The sequence below is a fragment of the Streptococcus sp. FSL W7-1342 genome, from assembly GCF_037966635.1.
GTDB classification, from domain to species: domain Bacteria; phylum Bacillota; class Bacilli; order Lactobacillales; family Streptococcaceae; genus Streptococcus; species Streptococcus salivarius_D.
In genome coordinates, this window is the sequence record NZ_CP150200.1 from 278,248 (window position 1) to 295,219 (window position 16,972).

The following is a 16,972-nucleotide window of genomic DNA, read 5'->3' on the forward strand; positions in this document are numbered from 1 at the left end:
TCAATCTCAAAGGAGAATATTATGAAACTTAAAAAAATTCTTGGAATCACAGGTGTAGCCATTGCTTCAGTAGCTTTGCTTGCTGCATGTTCATCTAAATCATCAAAAGAAGCATCTAAATCTTCAGGTGCTAAAGAAACAATTAACTTTGCCACAGTTGGGACAACAGCACCGTTCTCATATGAAGAAAACGGTGAATTGACTGGTTACGATGTGGAAGTGGCTAAAGCAGTCTTCAAAGACTCTGACAAATATGAAGTGAAATTCCAAAAAACAGAATGGTCTTCAGTCTTCACAGGTCTTGACTCAGCTAAATACCAAATGGCTGGGAACAATATCTCTTATTCTGAAGAACGTGACCAAAAATATCTCTTCTCATATCCAATTGGTACCACACCAGCTGTTTTGACTGTTCCAAAAGATAGTAATATTAAGAAATATGATGATATTGCTGGACACTCAACGCAGGTTGTTCAAGGAACATCGACAGCTACTCAATTGACAGAGTTTAACGATAAACATTCAGACAAGCCAGTTGAACTTAACTACACAAATGAAAATATTACACAAATGTTGACAAGTTTGAATGAAGGCAAGTACGACTTCAAGATTTTTGATGCACCAACTGTTAATGCAATCATCAAAAACAATAAATTGAGCAACTTGAAGACGATTGAACTTAAATCTGATGAACAACCATACATCTACTTCTTGTTCGCAGATAACCAAAAAGACCTTCAAAAATTTGTAAACAAACGTTTGGAAGAACTCCAAAAAGATGGTACTTTGGCTAAGTTGGCTGAAAAATTCCTTGGAAATAAAGATTATATTCCAACTAAAGATGCTTTGAAAGTTCCTAGTAAAAAATAATAAGGAAGGCTGGGAGTGATTCTCAGCTTTTTCATATAATTAAAATCTAGGACGCGTTATAGTTAAAAACTATAGATATATACAATTATAAACAATTTGATACAATTCTCATCCTATGGGATAATAATTTTATACTTAAAACAATTAAAGGGAGTTCGTTATGAAACTTAAAAAAATTCTCGGAATTACAGGATTGGCAGTCGCTTCAACAGTCGCTTTGGCTGCTTGTGGTGCTGGTGGTAATAAATCAGCTAAAGATGATAAAACTTTGACAGTTGGTATCATGACTTTGGATGATACAACTGAGCCATTGTGGGATAAAGTCAAAGAATTGGCTAAAGACAAGGGTGTTACTATCGAGTTGAAAGAGTTCACAGACTACAACCAACCAAATGAAGCTCTTAAAAACGGTGAAATCGATGTTAATGCTTTCCAACACATTTATTTCTTGAACAACTGGAACAAAGAAAATAAAGGTGATGTTGTTGCAGCAGCTGACACACTTCTTAGCCCAATCCACCTTTTCTCAGGTACTGAAAACGGAAAAGCTAAGTATAAAGATGTTAAAGAGCTTCCAGAAGGAGCTACAATCTCAGTACCTAACGATGGTACAAACGAAAGCCGTGCTTTGACACTTCTTCAAACAGCTGGTTTGATTAAGTTGGATGTTAAAGATGGTGAATTGGCAACTATCAAGAACATTTCTGAGAATCCAAAGAAATTGGATATCAAAGAAATCTCAGCTGAACAAGCTGCCCAAACTCTCTCATCAGTAGATGCAGCGGTTGTTAATAACTCATACGCACAACAACAAAACGTTAACTATGATACAACTCTCTTCCAAGAAGAACCAAGTCAAGATTTGAAAGATTGGGTTAACATCATTGCAGCTAATAAAGATTGGGAAAAATCAAATAAAGCTGATGCTATCAAGACTTTGATTAAAGCCTACCAAAACGATGAAGTAGCACAAATCATCTATGATGCATCTAACAAGGTTGACCTTCCAGCATGGAAGGGTGCCCCAACACAAGATCAATTGAAAGCTAATTCAAAGAAATAAGCTAAAGACAGAGGGCGTGTGAGAGCACGCCATTTTGTCGTGTATGAAGGAGACGATTTGATGGCATTTTCAAGTGAAGAAGAGCAGTTACGAAAATTTCGTAACGATGAAATTGCTCAGCACTATTTTGAAGTTTTGCGGACTTTGATTTCTAAAAAATCTATTTTTGCTCAAAATATTGGTCTCTATGATGTGGCTGCTTACCTTGGTGAGATTTTCTCTGGTGTTGGCGCAGAGGTGACAATTGACGAGACCTATACGGCACCTTTTGTCTTGGCAAAATTCAAGAGTCCAAATCCAGATGCGAAAACAATTATTTTCTATCAACACTATGATACGGTTCCTGCGGATAATGATCAGCCATGGACAGATGAACCTTTCCGTCTGACAGTTCGTAAGGGCTACATGTATGGTCGTGGTGTTGATGATGATAAGGGGCATATTACAGCTCGTTTGACAGCCCTGCGGAAATATATTCGAGAGGTTGGCGACCTTCCTGTAAATATTACGTTTATGATGGAAGGGGCTGAAGAATCTGCATCAACTGACCTTGAAAAGTATTTGGAAAAATACCGAGATGACCTGCTTCCAGCAGACCTATTGGTTTGGGAGCAAGGAAATCGAAATAGCAAAGGTCAATTGGAAATCACAGGGGGCAACAAGGGAATTATTACCTTTGACTTGTCTGTCGAGAGTGCTGATGTTGATATTCATTCTAAATTTGGTGCCGTGATTGAATCGGCTTCATGGTATTTGCTCAATGCTATCTCAAGCATGAGAGATGATCAGGGACGTATCCTTATTGACGGCATCTATGAAAAGATTGTCCAACCAAACGAACGAGAGATGGATCTTATCGAAACTTATGCCATTGAAAATGCAGATAGTCTTCGTAAGATTTACGGCTTAAAACTACCCATTTTAGAAAGTGACCGCCGAGCTTTCTTAAAAACTTACTATTTTGAACCTGCCCTTTCCATTGAAGGTATTTCAACAGGTTATCAGGGGCAAGGGGTTAAGACTATCTTACCAGCTCAAGCTAGAGCTAAGATGGAAATGCGTTTGGTCCCTGGCTTGACGCCTGAGTACGTTTTGGAGTGTATCAAGACTCACCTCAAAAAAGAAGGATTTGACCGTATCAAGGTGACCTTCACTCTTGGTGAAGAAAGTTATCGTAGTGATATGTCTGATCCAGCTATTGTCAATGTTATTGAGTTAGCAAAAGGCTTTTATGAAGAAGGCGTTGCTGTGCTTCCAACGGCAGCAGGTACAGGGCCTATGCATATGATTCATCAGGCTTTGGGTGTTCCTATGGCAGCCTTTGGTATAGGAAATGCCAACAGTCGTGACCATGGTGGGGATGAAAATGTCAGCTTAGCAGATTACTACACCCACATTGAACTAATTAAGGAGTTAATTGCAAGTTATGAGTAATGTCATTATTGATTTGAAAAATATTGATATCACCTTTACGCAGAAACGCCGCACTATTCAAGCGGTTAAGGATGTGTCTATCCAGATTGAAAAAGGTGATATTTACGGAATTGTTGGTTATTCAGGGGCTGGTAAATCTACCCTTGTGCGTGCTATCAATCTTTTGCAAGTGCCTACAGCTGGTAAAATCACTATCGGTAAAGATGTGACTTTTGCAGATGGTAAGGTCCAATTGTCGACAAAAGAATTGCGTCAGAAACGTCAAATGATTGGGATGATTTTCCAACACTTTAACCTTATGGCTCAAAAGACGGCTTATGAAAATGTAGCCTTTGCTCTTCGTCATTCTAAACTAAGCAATGAAGAGAAAGACAAAAAAATTCGTGGTCTTTTGGAATTGGTTGATTTGGCTGATCGTGCGGAAAACTATCCTGCACAATTGTCAGGTGGTCAAAAACAACGTGTAGCGATTGCCCGTGCCTTGGCTAATGATCCTGAAATCTTGATTTCAGATGAGTCTACATCAGCCCTTGACCCTAAAACAACTAAGCAAATTCTTTCACTTTTGCAGGATTTGAATAAAAAACTTGGCTTGACAGTGGTTATGATTACCCATGAAATGCAAATTGTTAAAGATATTTGTAACCGTGTTGCCGTTATGCAAAATGGTCAACTTTTGGAAGAGGGCAGTGTCCTTGATATCTTCTCAAATCCTCAAGAAGATTTGACACAAGAATTTATTGAAACTGCATCAGGGATTGAAGATGCCTTGGCTAAGATTAATGCACAACCTTTGGTGAAAAACTTACCAAGCTCAGCCCTTCTCGTTCAACTTAAATATGCTGGTTCTTCAACAGATGAGCCACTCTTGACCGAACTTTTCAAAGAGTACGGCGTTTCAAGTAACATCCTTTATGGTAACGTTGAGATTCTAGGTGATACTCCTGTTGGTGAATTGGTCGTTGTCTTGGATGGTGAAGCGGATCAGGTTCTTGCTGCTCAAAAAGCGATTGAAAATGCAGGTGTCAGCTTACAAGTACTTAAGAAAGGAGCACAATAATGGCAGATTGGATTCAACAAAACTTTCCAGATATTTATCGTATCGGTATGCAGGGGGTTAACTCTTGGCCAGACGCCATCTATGCGACTCTCTACATGACGGTTATTTCCTTCATCATTGGGGGACTTCTTGGTCTTGTTATGGGGCTCTTCTTGGTATTGACAGGTCCTCGTGGAGTCATTGAAAATAAATTTGTTTTCCAAATCTTGGATAAAATCACTTCAATCTTTCGTGCCATTCCTTTCATCATCCTCTTGGCGATTTTGAAAGGGTTCACTTACTTTATCGTAGGGACTAACCTCGGTATGACGGCAGCCTTGGTTCCATTGTCAGCTGCAACCTTCCCATTCTTTGCACGTCAAGTACAGGTGGTACTTGCAGATCTTGACCGTGGCGTTATTGAAGCAGCACAAGCTAGTGGTGCGACACTTTGGGATACGATTAAGGTTTACCTTGGTGAAGGTCTACCTGAGTTGGTTCGTGTATCAACCGTAACTCTGATTTCCCTAGTCGGTGAAACTGCAATGGCTGGTGCTATCGGTGCCGGTGGTCTTGGTTACATCGCCATCTATTATGGATATAACCGTTCTAGTACATCAGTTACCATTTTGGCAACTTTCTTGATTTTGATTTTGATTTTCCTTATCCAATTCTTGGGTGATTTCTTGACACGTAAATTGAGTCATAAATAGGATTTGAGAGCCTGTTTGCCACAGGCTTTTCTCATGTCTTGACGATTTCAGATATTTATCATAGTATGGAAGCTATCGAATGCTTTATGGTTGACTAACCATAAAAAAGGAGTTAATAAGTTATGAAACGTTTTATTTCAACTTGGAATAGAACCAGTCTAATTAAGCGTATTGCCATTGGTGTGGTAGTGGGTGCTGTGCTTGGTTTGCTTGTTCCTAAGTTTACGGTTATTGGTCTCTTAGGAGACATGTTTGTTGGTGGTTTGAAGGCAATTGCCCCACTTTTGGTCTTTGCCTTGGTTGCCAATGCCCTTTCCCAAACGCGAGAAGGGCAACAAAGCAACATGAAGACAGTTATTGTTCTTTATCTCTTTGGGACCTTTGCGGCAGCTTTGACGGCTGTTATTTCTCACTATATTTTTCCAATTTCTTTGAAGTTGGGAGCAGCTGCAGCGACTAAAGCGACAGCACCTCAAGGTGTGGGAGAAGTCTTTAAAGATTTATTGCTTAAGATGGTGGATAACCCTGTCAATGCCTTGGCTCAAGCTAACTATATTGGTGTTTTGGTATGGGCAGTTGTCTTTGGTTTTGCCATGCGAGCAGCTAGCAATCACACGAAGGATTTGCTTAATACCTTGGCAGAAGTGACTTCACAAATCGTTCGTTGGATTATCAACTTGGCCCCATTTGGTATCCTTGGTCTTGTCTTTAATACTATTTCTGAGAATGGTGTTGGTGTTTTGGCAGATTATGGGGTCCTAATCCTTGTTTTAGTGGGAACAATGGCCTTTGTTGCCTTGGTTGTTAATCCAATCATTGCTTTTGTGATGATGGGCAAAAATCCTTTCCCACTAGTTTTCCGTTGTTTGAAAGACTCTGGGATTACAGCCTTCTTTACTCGCTCGTCAGCAGCCAATATTCCAGTTAACCTTCAACTTTGTAAGGATCTTGGTTTGAATCCTGATACCTATTCGGTTTCTATCCCTTTGGGGTCAACTATTAATATGGCTGGAGCAGCCGTGACAATCAATGTCTTAACGCTTGCTGCAGTAACGACTTTGGGGATTCAGGTCGACTTTGCGACAGCACTCATTCTTAGTGTGGTTTCAGCTATTTCTGCTTGTGGTGCCTCAGGTATTGCTGGAGGATCCCTCCTATTAGTGCCGGTAGCATGTAGCCTCTTTGGTATCTCAAATGATTTGGCCATGCAGGTTGTCGGTGTCGGCTTTATCGTAGGTGTCATCCAAGACTCTTGTGAAACAGCCCTTAATTCTTCAACAGACGTTCTCTTTACAGCAGTAGCAGAAAAGAGCCGTTGGAAGAAAGCATAGCTAATTGTATAAGGTCGGCCTATTTGGCTGGCTTTTTGATTTTAGAGAAAACATAGTCAAAGACTATAGCTAGCTCAAGAATCTATCATCTTTGTATGTGCATAAATCTTTGATGAAACAAGATTATCTTGTCATCGTGTCAGCTATTCTTTTATTGGGAATTAGTATAGGATTAATCTTCCTAAATCATGGTCGTTTTTACAATCCATGGGAATGATATTCTTGGTTTTTAGTAAAAGTATGCTATTAAGCACAACTAAAAACGTTCCAGTCTTGTCCATATGAACGAGATTGGAACGTTTTTTATTATTTTAAATATCCTAAATAATCAAATTTTTCTAGTGTTCGATTGTCAGCGACCACTAGGATGATTCCTTCGTCAGGTAGTTTCTTACTTGGGTCAAAGTGAGTGTTTAACTTGCCATTTTTCTCATCTCTAAAACCAATAACATTGACGTTATAATTTTGTCTTAGATTTAAAGTATGCAAGGACTTTCCAGCCCATTCACTAGGAATTTTAAGTTCAATTAAAGCTACGTCATCCTCTAAATGAAAAACATTTGATATGTTATAGCGGAGGATATTTGAAGCCAATTCTTTTGCTGTGCTACGTTCGGGAGTGATGACCCAGTTAGCACCCATTCCGTAAAGGACTTCCTCATAATTGTTATTCGTAGCTTTGGCAATAATATTCTTAATACCAAGTTTTTTGCACTGCAAGAGCGCTAGCGCAGATGATTCTAGGTGTTCTCCAGTTGCAATAATGACTGAGTCGCAAGTATCGATACCAGCAGAACGTAGAAATTCAATGTCAGTAATGTCGCCAACAGCAGCCTTGGTCACCTGATCAGCAAGGGAATCAATTGTTGTAGCATTATTATCTAAGGCAATAACATCTTGTCCAAAAGAAGAGAGTTCGGTTGCAATAGTTTGTCCAAAGATTCCCAGACCGAGGACCCCAATAATTTGTGTTTTCATATACAATCCTTTCAGAATATTGTCAATTAATAAAATAGTTTAGCCGACTGAAATGTCAGTTGGGGCATAAGAGATATGTTTTTCTTTTTTGGTCATCAAGCTCAAGAGAACAGTGATAGGTCCGACACGGCCAATGAACATCAGAGCCATGATAACGAGGCGTCCTAGGGTATTTAGATTAGGGGTCAAATCCATTGAAACACCAACGGTAGCAATGGCTGATACGCTCTCAAAAAGTAGGCCTAGTGGTGAGAGAGTAGGATTAGTTTCCAGCAAAATAACATAGCCGACAAAGAGCATCGTTAGGAAAAAGAGTATAACTGTGAATGCTTGCAAAATGGTTTTGTTAGATATAATACGGTTTCGAAAAACCACGCTCGAGTTACCAGATAGCTCTGACTTAAAAAGTAGGAACATGATAGAGGCAGTTGTCACCTTGATACCACCCGCAGTTCCTCCAGGACCACCCCCAATAATCATTTGAATCATAAAAAGAAGATTTGTGGAGAAATCTGCATTGGTATAGGAAATAGTTGCAAAGCCAGCGGTACGCATGGTTACAGTCTGAAAGAAACTTACCAGAAGTTGTTGCCAGACATTGAGAGTACCGATTGTCTTAGAGTTATCCATTTCCAGTAACCAAGCAAGCAGTGTTCCTCCTAATAGGAGACAACCCGTACTTATAAGCACAAGACGGCTTTGATTACTGAAAGGTCTCCAAGCTAATTTCCAATTCCTTGGACGATCTTTAATATAACGTCTTATTAGTTGAATCAAATCAATCCAAACTGCAAATCCCAAGCTTCCAGACATGATGAGAAAAGCTACAGCAAGGTTAATGGTTGGATTGGTTGCATAATCTTGTAAACTGTTAGAACCTAAGTTATCAAATCCAGCATTACAAAAGGCAGAGACAGCTAGAAAGAGACTATTAAAGATGCCATGACCAAGTCCAAAACGAGGAATGAAGTCAGTCATAATCACGAGTGCTGCTAAAGCTTCAATAGAAAAAGTTATTTTATAGACCATAAAAAGATAAGCCTTCAAATCTTTTTGGTTATCCCTACTAAGTGCGGATTGAAGGAGATCTTGATCGCTCAGTCCTAATTTATTTTTAAGGGTATAGGTACTAAAGGCTATAAGAGAGACTAGTCCAAGTCCTCCCGTCTGCATGAGAAGCATAGAGAGAATTTGACCAAGACCATTGTATGCCTTACTGACCGGGACAACAGAAAGTCCAGTTACACAGACCATTGACACAGTATTGAAGAGATGGTCTAGGTAGCTTGTTTCTGGACTGTTAGCATAGTGGCTTATGGGAAGGCTAAGTAAAATACTCCCCACTATAATGACAAAGACAAAGCTGAGCACAAGCTTTTGCGTGACAGAAAGACGATTTATCAATGAAAACCTCCGAGTTATCATAAGAATAAATAATAATCCAAGGAGCAAGAAACATCCTTGGATAAACGTTATAACGGCTTCTTGTTAGGCATCCCAGCACGACGTGGGTACTTATTTGGGGTTTCTTTTTTCTTATCGACAATGGTGATATTACGTCCATCCCCATTTGGCAGTTTATAGTTCTCGTTGAGAACAGGCTTGGCAAAAAGCAAGTTCAAGGCATTTTTAGCATCGGCAAGCTCTTCGTCAGCTGCTGCAGCTTTAAGTGCAATAAGTTGTCCACCCACCTTTAAGAAAGGAATGGTCAATTCTGAGAGAACCTGCATGCGTGCAACAGCACGGGCAGTTACAATATCAAACTGAGCACGGAAGGCCTTGTCTTGTCCAAAATCTTCTGCCCGTCCATGATAGAAGTGAACACCGCTGAGCTCAAGTTCATCGGCCAAGAGATTAAGGAAATTGATGCGTTTATTAAGAGAGTCAATGATAGTCACATCAAGTTCAGGACAAAGGATTTTCATAGGGAGACTTGGAAATCCAGCTCCAGCTCCGATATCGAGAAGTCGAATAGTCTGATTTTTAATATGTCCTTGGAGAACAGGAGCTAGGGAATCGTAGAAATGTTTGAGGTAGACCTCGTCTCTTTCTGTGATTGCAGTAAGATTGATCTTTTCGTTCCATTCTACCAAGAGCTCAAAGTAGCGTTGGAATTGGTCTTTTTGTTTTTGGCTGAGATCGAACCCTAGTTCTTTCAAAGCCTTGTAAAAATCTTCAGGTGTCATTTTATATTCCTTTTATCTAGTTTCAATGCTCTTATTTTACCATAATTAAGAGCTTTCATCTAACGCTATAAGACAGATGGAAACTAGGTCTGAATAAGTTTCTCATTAGCTGTGAAAAAAGTTCTAAGTTTAAGAAATATGTAATATTAAAGGTGTTATTTTTTCTTAAAAATTTGATATAATACTAATTAAGTCTAAAATCATAATCATGCTCTCTAATGAAAAGTGAATGTGGGGGATTATGGTCTTGTGGATTGAAAATAGATCCCTATGGGGAAATTTAATTTGAGGATTAAAAATGATTTATCTTTCAGAAGTTAGAAAGTCTCCAGAAGGGCTCGCCTTTAACGAAGCACCTTCTTTGTTGGAGTCTATTAAAGAACGCTATGATCAAGTTTTAAATCTTGAACAGATTCAAGCAAGTGGGCATGTAGCCTATGACAATGGTTTGTACCTTTTGGATTATCAACTTAGCTATGATATTACCTTGCCATCTAGCCGTTCACTTGAACCTGTGACCCTTAGTTTTAACTATCCGGTTTCAGAAACCTTTATACAAGAGGCAGATGCTGCTCTGCAAAAAGAATTAGTCGAAGAAAATCTAGTTCTTATCTTGGATGGGGATACTATTAATCTTGATGAGAGTATTCTAGATAATATTCTTCTTAATATTCCTTTGAGAGTACTAACACCTGAGGAAGAATCAGGACAAATTTCGCTCTCTGGGAATGACTGGGAAGTCTTGTCAGAAGAGGATTTTGCCGCTCTTCAACAGGAGAAAAAAGAGGCAAGTAATCCCTTTGCCCAATTGAACGGTCTCTTTGATGAAAATTAATTCAAAAAAACAAACTAAAAATGTTTGACAATTTTAAAAATCTGTATTATTATATCATTAGAAGTTAATTTTCGGATTTATTCATTGGGTAAATCTACAGACTTTTTAAGGGAAATGGAAGTCAAAAAATTTTAAGAAAGTGGTAAATACTTATTATGAGCAAACGCATTTTGATTGTTGAAGATGAGAAAAACCTTGCTCGTTTTGTCTCTCTTGAACTTCAACACGAAGGATACGACGTTGTGACAGCAGACAACGGACGCGAAGGACTTGAAATGGCACTCGAGAAAGATTTTGATCTTATTCTCTTGGACCTTATGTTGCCTGAGATGGACGGTTTTGAAGTAACACGTCGTCTCCAACAAGAAAAAGATACTTATATTATGATGATGACAGCTCGCGATTCAATCATGGACATTGTTGCTGGTTTGGACCGCGGTGCTGATGACTATATTGTAAAACCATTTGCGATTGAAGAATTGTTGGCACGTATCCGTGCAAACTTCCGTCGCCAAGATATCGAATCTGCTAAGAATGCACCAGCAAAAGCATCAACTTATCGTGATTTGAAATTGGATGTTCAAAACCGTACAGTTGTTCGTGGTGATGAAGCAATTCCATTGACAAAACGTGAGTTTGATTTGTTGAACACACTTTTGAGCAATATGAACCAAGTGATGACCCGTGAGGAACTCTTGCTTCAAGTTTGGAAATATGATGACGCCATCGAAACAAACGTGGTAGATGTTTATATTCGTTATTTGCGTGGAAAAATCGACGTTCCAGGTAAGGAATCATATATTCAAACAGTACGAGGAATGGGTTACGTTATCCGTGAAAAATGAGTAAATTACAAGATAAATTATTTGGTAAAGTAACCATTAGAAAAAAGTTGACCATGACAACTGCTGTGGTCTTCTTTCTTGTATTGTCGTTGTTCACTCTGGTTGTTATTTTTTCAGCTAATACGCTTCTTTTGCAACGTGAACGTCAAAATGTAAACACTACAATCGCAAAAGTTGTTACTTACATCGAAAAGGATTGGGATTCGGATGAAGAATTAAGTCCAGAACCGCTCTTAGCGGCTCTTTATTCGCCTAAAAATATCTATGCATCAATTATTAATGGCGTACTTTCTGAAAAGCACTCTTTGGATGGTCAAGTTGCAATTTCTAATAAATTATATTCAAATCAGTCAGTTTTTGTGTATGACAAAAAAGGAACCTTTATCTTTACTTCTGAGGAGAATACAGATTCGCCTCCCGGTATGTCCGAGGTAAACAAACTGAAGTCAGTATCCTATAAAGGAAAGCGTGGTTTCTTACTACAAGTTCCAATTTACGGTAAGGATAAAAAGACCATCGTTGGCTATGCCCAGATTTTCCATGATTTGGAATTCTACTATGCTCTTAAAGAGCGTTTGGTTTTCTTGTTGATTTTCCTAGAAGTGGGGATGACTGTCCTAGTTATCGCAGCAACTGTAGTTGTCTTGACATCTATTCTTCGTCCGATGAGACAGTTGCACGAAACGATGGGAGTTATTACCGATTCGCCAAGTGATTTGGAACTTCGTTCTAAGATTGAAAGTCACGATGAAATTGGTGATTTGGCGGTTAACTTTAACCGCATGATGGATAAAATTCAAGAAAATAATCAGATGCAGATGCGTTTCTTGAGTGACGTCAGTCATGAATTGCGTACGCCGATTGCGGTTATCAAGGGGCATATGGACCTCTTGCAACGTTGGGGTAAAAATGACCCTGAGATTCTTGAAGAAAGTCTTGAGGCTGCAAGTCACGAGGCCAACCGTATGACGATTATGATTAATGATATGTTGGATTCTATCCGTGTCAAAGGATCATTTGAAAATCATAGAAACGATACTTGTGATTTGAATTCTTCAATCCGTACGGTTATTGGGAACTTCCGTGTCTTGCATGAAGATTATCAATTTTATCTCAATGATTTCGAAAGTTCAGAGCGTCTAGCACAGATTTATAGTCAGCACTTTGAACAGGCGATCACCATTTTGATTGATAATGCGGTCAAGTATTCGCCTGTCAATAAGGAAATACAGGTTACTATTAAAGCATTGGAAGATGAAATGTTGGTACAAGTGCAAGATAACGGTGAGGGAATTTCAAAAGAAGATATCAATCATATTTTTGAACGTTTCTATCGTTCAGATAAGGCACGTAACCGTACAACAACTCAATCTGGTGTTGGTATTGGTTTGTCAATCCTTTATCAAATTGTGGAAGCTTATCGCTGCCGAATTGATGTTAGTTCTGAACTTGGTGTTGGAACACGTTTCGACCTTTACATTCCATTTGCAGATCGAGAAACGACGACACCTCAACTTGAGCTTTAAATCAATTTATAAGAGACTTAGAGTGATTCTTGGTCATGAGCACGCCTCGTTTAGGGCGTGCTTTTTATGTGTTTTTATGGTAAAATAGAGTACCGAATTTCAAAGATTGGTGGTGAAGTGCATGCGTTGTCCAAAATGTCAACATAATAAATCTAGTGTTATCGATAGCCGTCAGGCAGAGGATGGGAATACTATTCGTCGTCGTCGTGAGTGTGATTCTTGTCATGCTCGTTTTACAACATTTGAGCGTGTGGAAGAGGTTCCACTTTTGGTTGTCAAAAAAGACGGTACTCGTGAACAATTCTCTCGCGACAAGATTTTCAATGGTATCTTGATGAGTGCTCAGAAGCGTCCGGTTTCTAGTGAGGATATCGAAAATGCCATCACCCGTATTGAGCAAAACATTCGCCGTAACCATGATGGAGAGGTTGAGAGTGATGTCATTGGGAATTTAGTGATGAAAGAACTCGCTGACCTTGATGAAATTACTTATGTACGTTTTGCCAGTGTCTACCGTTCTTTCAAAGATGTTGATGAGATTGAAGAGTTGCTTCAAGAAATCACCAAGACTGTACGTGCGAAAAAAGAGTCTAAAAAATGAGACCTATTGAAGAATTTGTTTATGTTGGCAATCAGGTTATCGTTCCCGATCAGGCAAGTCTGATGCGTTGCTACTATCCCATTATTGGGGGTGAGGGATACGCTCTCTACCAGTATTTCGTGGCTTTTTATGACAATGGGAATCACCGCCATAAGTTTGCGGCTATTCTGAACCACCTTAACTTTGGAATGCAGCCCCTTCAGGAAGCACTGGCGGTTCTGACAGCAGTAGATCTTTTGGCCCTTTACCAGTCCCCTCAAGGGTTTTATGTTATAGAGCTTAAGTCTCCCTTATCAATTGAGCAGTTTTTAAAACATGCCGTTTATAGTTCACTTCTCGAGCAAAAGATTAGTGAACCAGCAGTAGATGCTTTGAAACCGGCAGGTCTACAAGGCTTGCAAGATTTATCTAAACGTTTTTCGGATGTCTTTACCGATGAGCGTTTGGCTCAAAAGTCTGTGTCTGAAATCAAGCCCAAAAATTCATTTGATTTAAGCAGTTTCAGGAATCGTATGCAGGCTGATGGTCTTGTATTTACAGATGAAAAGACAGATGTGCCAGAAATCTATAAATTGTCTGAAACTCATGGCATGAACTGGTATGATACCTATCTCTTAGCGAAAAAGACAGCCGTGAACCACCAGATTATTGTCAAGCGTATGCAGGTGCAATTAGAGCAGGCTCAAGCTCAAACATTGGGTGGTGATTCTGCTTTGACGGAGACGGAGAAAAAGATTCTTAAAGCGGTTAGGTCCGAAAAGCCTATAGATTACTTGCAAAGTGCTAAAGGCCCAAGCGGGACGGTGACTAATTCTGAGAAGCAGATTCTCACGGATTTGGCACAAAGAGGCTTTATGGATGAGGTCATTAACCTCATGGTTGCCTACAGTTTGGGACGGACACGTTCGACGAATGTGAATCGAGAGTATATCTCTAAACTTGCCAACGATTTTGCCTTTAAGAATATCGTCACTGCTGAACAGGGGCTTTTAGCTTTGCGTAGTGGTTACGATAAGAAATCACAGCAAGCAAAAGCTGATTCTAAGAAGAAAACAAATGTGCCGAGCTGGAGTAATCCAGATTATGATAATCAAACTAGTCAGGCTGATCAGGCCAAGTTGGATGAAATTAGACGTCGAGCTTTGGCAAAACTAGAAAAAGGAAAGGAGTAGCCTATGGAAAGAGTTGGACAAACCCTAAACCGAGCAGGGCATCATGGGTCTGGCAATGCAACAGATTTAACGAAGCAAATTTTGGCAGATCCAAGAGTGGCTAGCTTTATTCAAGAGCATAGCCTAAGCCAGGATGAAATCAAGCGTAGTCTTCCTAAGTTTAATCAATTCCTGGTGGAATGCCGTAAGGTCAAAGAAGGTGATGCCTCGTATATTGCCAAAGGGTATGAGCCGATTCTGACCATGAATGAAGGCTACGCTGATGTCACCTATAAGGAGACGCGTCAGCTCAAAGAGCAACAAGAACAGCAGGCTATTGCTAAACGGATTAATTTGGTGAGTCTGCCTCAGTCTTATCGTAAGATTACCTTTGCGGACATTGCTCTAGATGATGTGGCTCGTGTTGATACCTTTGAGAGTCTCGTGGATTTTGTGGCGAATTACCCTAGTCCAGACCAGAAAGGCCTTTATATCTACGGAGACATGGGGGTTGGAAAATCCTTCATGTTGGCTGCTATGGCTCATGAACTTTCCGAAACCAAGAAGGTTGCGACGACCATTATTCATTACCCATCATTTACTATTGATGTTAAAAATGGAATCAAGGATGGTTCTGTCAAGGAACAAATTGATGCTGTCAAACAGGCGGAAGTCTTGGTTCTAGATGATATCGGTGCAGAACAATTCTCTTCTTGGATTAGGGATGATGTTTTGCAAGTTATCCTCCAGCATCGCATGATTGAGGAGCTTCCTACCTTCTTTACGTCTAACTATAGTTTTGCGGATTTAGAAGCGAAGCTATCCAATGGACGTCAAGGAGATGAGACTTGGCAGGCCAAACGTGTGATGGAGCGTATCCGTTTTCTAGCCAAAGAGGTTCACTTGAAGGGTGTTAATCGCCGTTAGGGTGATCCTAATAATGATAAAGAATAAGAGAGTTTGCTTTCCTTGGTGGAAGTGAGACTGCTAAATGAAGAAAGGAATCCCTATTTAATCAGGGACTTAAACATATGACATTACCTACAGTTGCTATCGTGGGTCGCCCAAACGTTGGGAAATCGACCCTATTTAACCGAATTGCGGGTGAACGTATCTCTATCGTCGAAGACGTTGAAGGGGTAACACGTGACCGTATTTATACCTCTGCTGAATGGCTTAACCGTCAGTTTAGCTTAATTGATACAGGTGGTATCGATGATGTCGATGCACCATTTATGGAACAAATTAAGCACCAAGCTGACATTGCCATGACTGAAGCTGACGTTATTGTCTTTGTCGTTTCAGGTAAGGAAGGCGTGACAGATGCGGACGAGTACGTTGCTCGTATTCTCTATAAGACCAACAAGCCAGTTATCTTGGCGGTAAATAAAGTGGATAATCCTGAGATGCGTGCAGATATCTATGATTTTTATTCTCTTGGACTTGGTGATCCTTATCCAGTTTCGTCTGTTCACGGTATCGGTACAGGGGATGTTCTTGATGCTATCGTTGAAAACCTTCCAACAGAAGTTGAAGAAGAAAATCCAGATATCATTCGTTTTAGTTTGATTGGACGTCCAAACGTCGGAAAATCAAGCTTGATTAACGCCATTTTGGGCGAGGACCGAGTGATTGCTAGTCCGATTGCTGGTACGACTCGAGATGCCATTGATACAAACTTTGTGGACAGTGAAGGTCAAGAGTATACCATGATTGACACCGCTGGTATGCGTAAATCTGGTAAGGTTTATGAAAATACGGAGAAATACTCTGTCATGCGTTCAATGCGTGCCATTGACCGTTCTGATATCGTCCTTATGGTTATCAATGCCGAAGAAGGTATCCGTGAGTATGATAAGCGTATTGCTGGTTTTGCCCATGAAGCTGGTAAAGGGATTATCATCGTAGTTAACAAATGGGATACGATTAAGAAAGACAATCATACCGTTGCTAACTGGGAAGCAGATATCCGTGATCAGTTCCAATTCTTGAGCTATGCACCAATTATCTTTGTATCGGCTGAGACGAAACAACGTCTTAACAAGTTGCCAGAGATGATTAAACGCATTAGTGAGAGTCAAAATCGTCGTATTTCATCAGCTGTTTTGAATGATGTTATCATGGATGCCATTGCCATCAACCCAACACCGACTGACAAAGGAAAACGCCTTAAGATTTTCTACGGCACACAAGTTTCGGTTAAACCACCAACATTTGTTATCTTTGTCAATGAAGAAGAGCTTATGCACTTCTCATACATGCGTTTCTTGGAAAATCAAATTCGTCAAGCCTTTGGTTTTGAGGGAACACCAATTCATTTGATTGCTCGTAAACGTAAATAAAAAAGAGACCAACCAGAATAGAATTTTTATGGGTTGGTCTTTTATCATTGTAAGGAGA

The 16,972-nt window shown here is 39.8% G+C and carries 16 protein-coding genes and 1 pseudogene; 14 read left to right on the forward strand and 3 right to left on the reverse strand.

The window, feature by feature from the left end:
• Positions 1–21 precede the first annotated feature (21 nt).
• From NSQ79_RS01500 to NSQ79_RS01530, 7 genes and pseudogenes are all read left to right on the forward strand, one after another.
• Entirely contained in the window at positions 22–870 is an 849-nt protein-coding gene (locus NSQ79_RS01500) for an amino acid ABC transporter substrate-binding protein (protein ID WP_002883793.1), read from the forward strand.
• Positions 871–1,030: 160 nt separating this feature from the next.
• The gene (locus NSQ79_RS01505; protein ID WP_014633605.1) at positions 1,031–1,933 is read left to right on the forward strand and encodes a MetQ/NlpA family ABC transporter substrate-binding protein; all 903 of its coding nucleotides are present in this window, start codon (positions 1,031–1,033) and stop codon (positions 1,931–1,933) included.
• A gap of 60 nt (positions 1,934–1,993) precedes the next feature.
• A complete protein-coding gene (locus NSQ79_RS01510) occupies positions 1,994–3,367 on the forward strand; it encodes a M20/M25/M40 family metallo-hydrolase (RefSeq protein WP_070579510.1) in 1,374 nt (457 codons plus the stop codon).
• The gene (locus tag NSQ79_RS01515) at positions 3,360–4,427 is read left to right on the forward strand and encodes a methionine ABC transporter ATP-binding protein (RefSeq protein WP_014633603.1); all 1,068 of its coding nucleotides are present in this window, start codon (positions 3,360–3,362) and stop codon (positions 4,425–4,427) included. Before NSQ79_RS01510 ends, NSQ79_RS01515 begins: the two co-directional genes overlap by 8 nt.
• Positions 4,427–5,119 carry a methionine ABC transporter permease gene (locus NSQ79_RS01520; protein WP_002883771.1) on the forward strand — a complete coding sequence of 231 codons (693 nt, stop codon included), beginning with the start codon at positions 4,427–4,429 and terminating at the stop codon, positions 5,117–5,119. The genes NSQ79_RS01515 and NSQ79_RS01520 overlap by 1 nt, the downstream gene beginning before the upstream one ends.
• Before the next feature lie 122 nt (positions 5,120–5,241).
• Complete coding sequence (sstT, locus tag NSQ79_RS01525) at positions 5,242–6,450, forward strand: serine/threonine transporter SstT (RefSeq protein WP_002886576.1); 1,209 nt, start codon at positions 5,242–5,244, stop codon at positions 6,448–6,450.
• Positions 6,451–6,538: 88 nt separating this feature from the next.
• Positions 6,539–6,667 (forward strand): annotated as a pseudogene (locus NSQ79_RS01530) (energy-coupling factor transporter transmembrane protein EcfT); the annotation flags it as partial.
• An 89-nt stretch (positions 6,668–6,756) separates the two neighbouring features.
• On the opposite strand, the gene NSQ79_RS01535 reads toward NSQ79_RS01530, so the two are convergent.
• The 3 genes from NSQ79_RS01535 to rsmG form a co-directional block, all read right to left on the reverse strand.
• The gene (locus tag NSQ79_RS01535; RefSeq protein WP_073686620.1) at positions 6,757–7,428 is read right to left on the reverse strand and encodes a TrkA family potassium uptake protein; all 672 of its coding nucleotides are present in this window, start codon (positions 7,426–7,428) and stop codon (positions 6,757–6,759) included.
• A 39-nt stretch (positions 7,429–7,467) separates the two neighbouring features.
• Complete coding sequence (locus NSQ79_RS01540; protein ID WP_111686475.1) at positions 7,468–8,832, reverse strand: potassium transporter TrkG; 1,365 nt, start codon at positions 8,830–8,832, stop codon at positions 7,468–7,470.
• A gap of 68 nt (positions 8,833–8,900) precedes the next feature.
• A complete protein-coding gene (gene rsmG, locus NSQ79_RS01545) occupies positions 8,901–9,614 on the reverse strand; it encodes a 16S rRNA (guanine(527)-N(7))-methyltransferase RsmG (RefSeq protein ID WP_013990060.1) in 714 nt (237 codons plus the stop codon).
• 298 nt (positions 9,615–9,912) lie between these two features.
• Here rsmG and NSQ79_RS01550 point away from each other — a divergent pair, with 298 nt between their 5' ends.
• The 7 genes from NSQ79_RS01550 (at position 9,913) to der (ending at position 16,914) form a co-directional block, all read left to right on the forward strand.
• A complete protein-coding gene (locus NSQ79_RS01550; protein ID WP_070579518.1) occupies positions 9,913–10,449 on the forward strand; it encodes a YceD family protein in 537 nt (178 codons plus the stop codon).
• Between the two features lie 155 nt (positions 10,450–10,604).
• Positions 10,605–11,294 (forward strand): response regulator transcription factor, encoded by a 690-nt coding sequence (locus NSQ79_RS01555; protein ID WP_339313746.1) that lies wholly within the window; start codon positions 10,605–10,607, stop codon positions 11,292–11,294.
• Positions 11,291–12,820 carry a HAMP domain-containing histidine kinase gene (locus NSQ79_RS01560; protein WP_002886591.1) on the forward strand — a complete coding sequence of 510 codons (1,530 nt, stop codon included), beginning with the start codon at positions 11,291–11,293 and terminating at the stop codon, positions 12,818–12,820. The genes NSQ79_RS01555 and NSQ79_RS01560 overlap by 4 nt, the downstream gene beginning before the upstream one ends.
• A gap of 121 nt (positions 12,821–12,941) precedes the next feature.
• Positions 12,942–13,421, forward strand: a complete 480-nt coding sequence (gene nrdR, locus NSQ79_RS01565) for a transcriptional regulator NrdR (RefSeq protein ID WP_002886592.1) — start codon at positions 12,942–12,944, stop codon at positions 13,419–13,421.
• Entirely contained in the window at positions 13,418–14,593 is a 1,176-nt protein-coding gene (locus NSQ79_RS01570) for a DnaD domain protein (RefSeq protein WP_013990063.1), read from the forward strand. Before nrdR ends, NSQ79_RS01570 begins: the two co-directional genes overlap by 4 nt.
• Positions 14,594–14,596: 3 nt before the next feature.
• A complete protein-coding gene (gene dnaI, locus NSQ79_RS01575; protein ID WP_013990064.1) occupies positions 14,597–15,499 on the forward strand; it encodes a primosomal protein DnaI in 903 nt (300 codons plus the stop codon).
• A 104-nt stretch (positions 15,500–15,603) separates the two neighbouring features.
• Complete coding sequence (der, locus tag NSQ79_RS01580) at positions 15,604–16,914, forward strand: ribosome biogenesis GTPase Der (RefSeq protein WP_002886596.1); 1,311 nt, start codon at positions 15,604–15,606, stop codon at positions 16,912–16,914.
• The last annotated feature ends 58 nt before the right edge of the window (positions 16,915–16,972 follow it).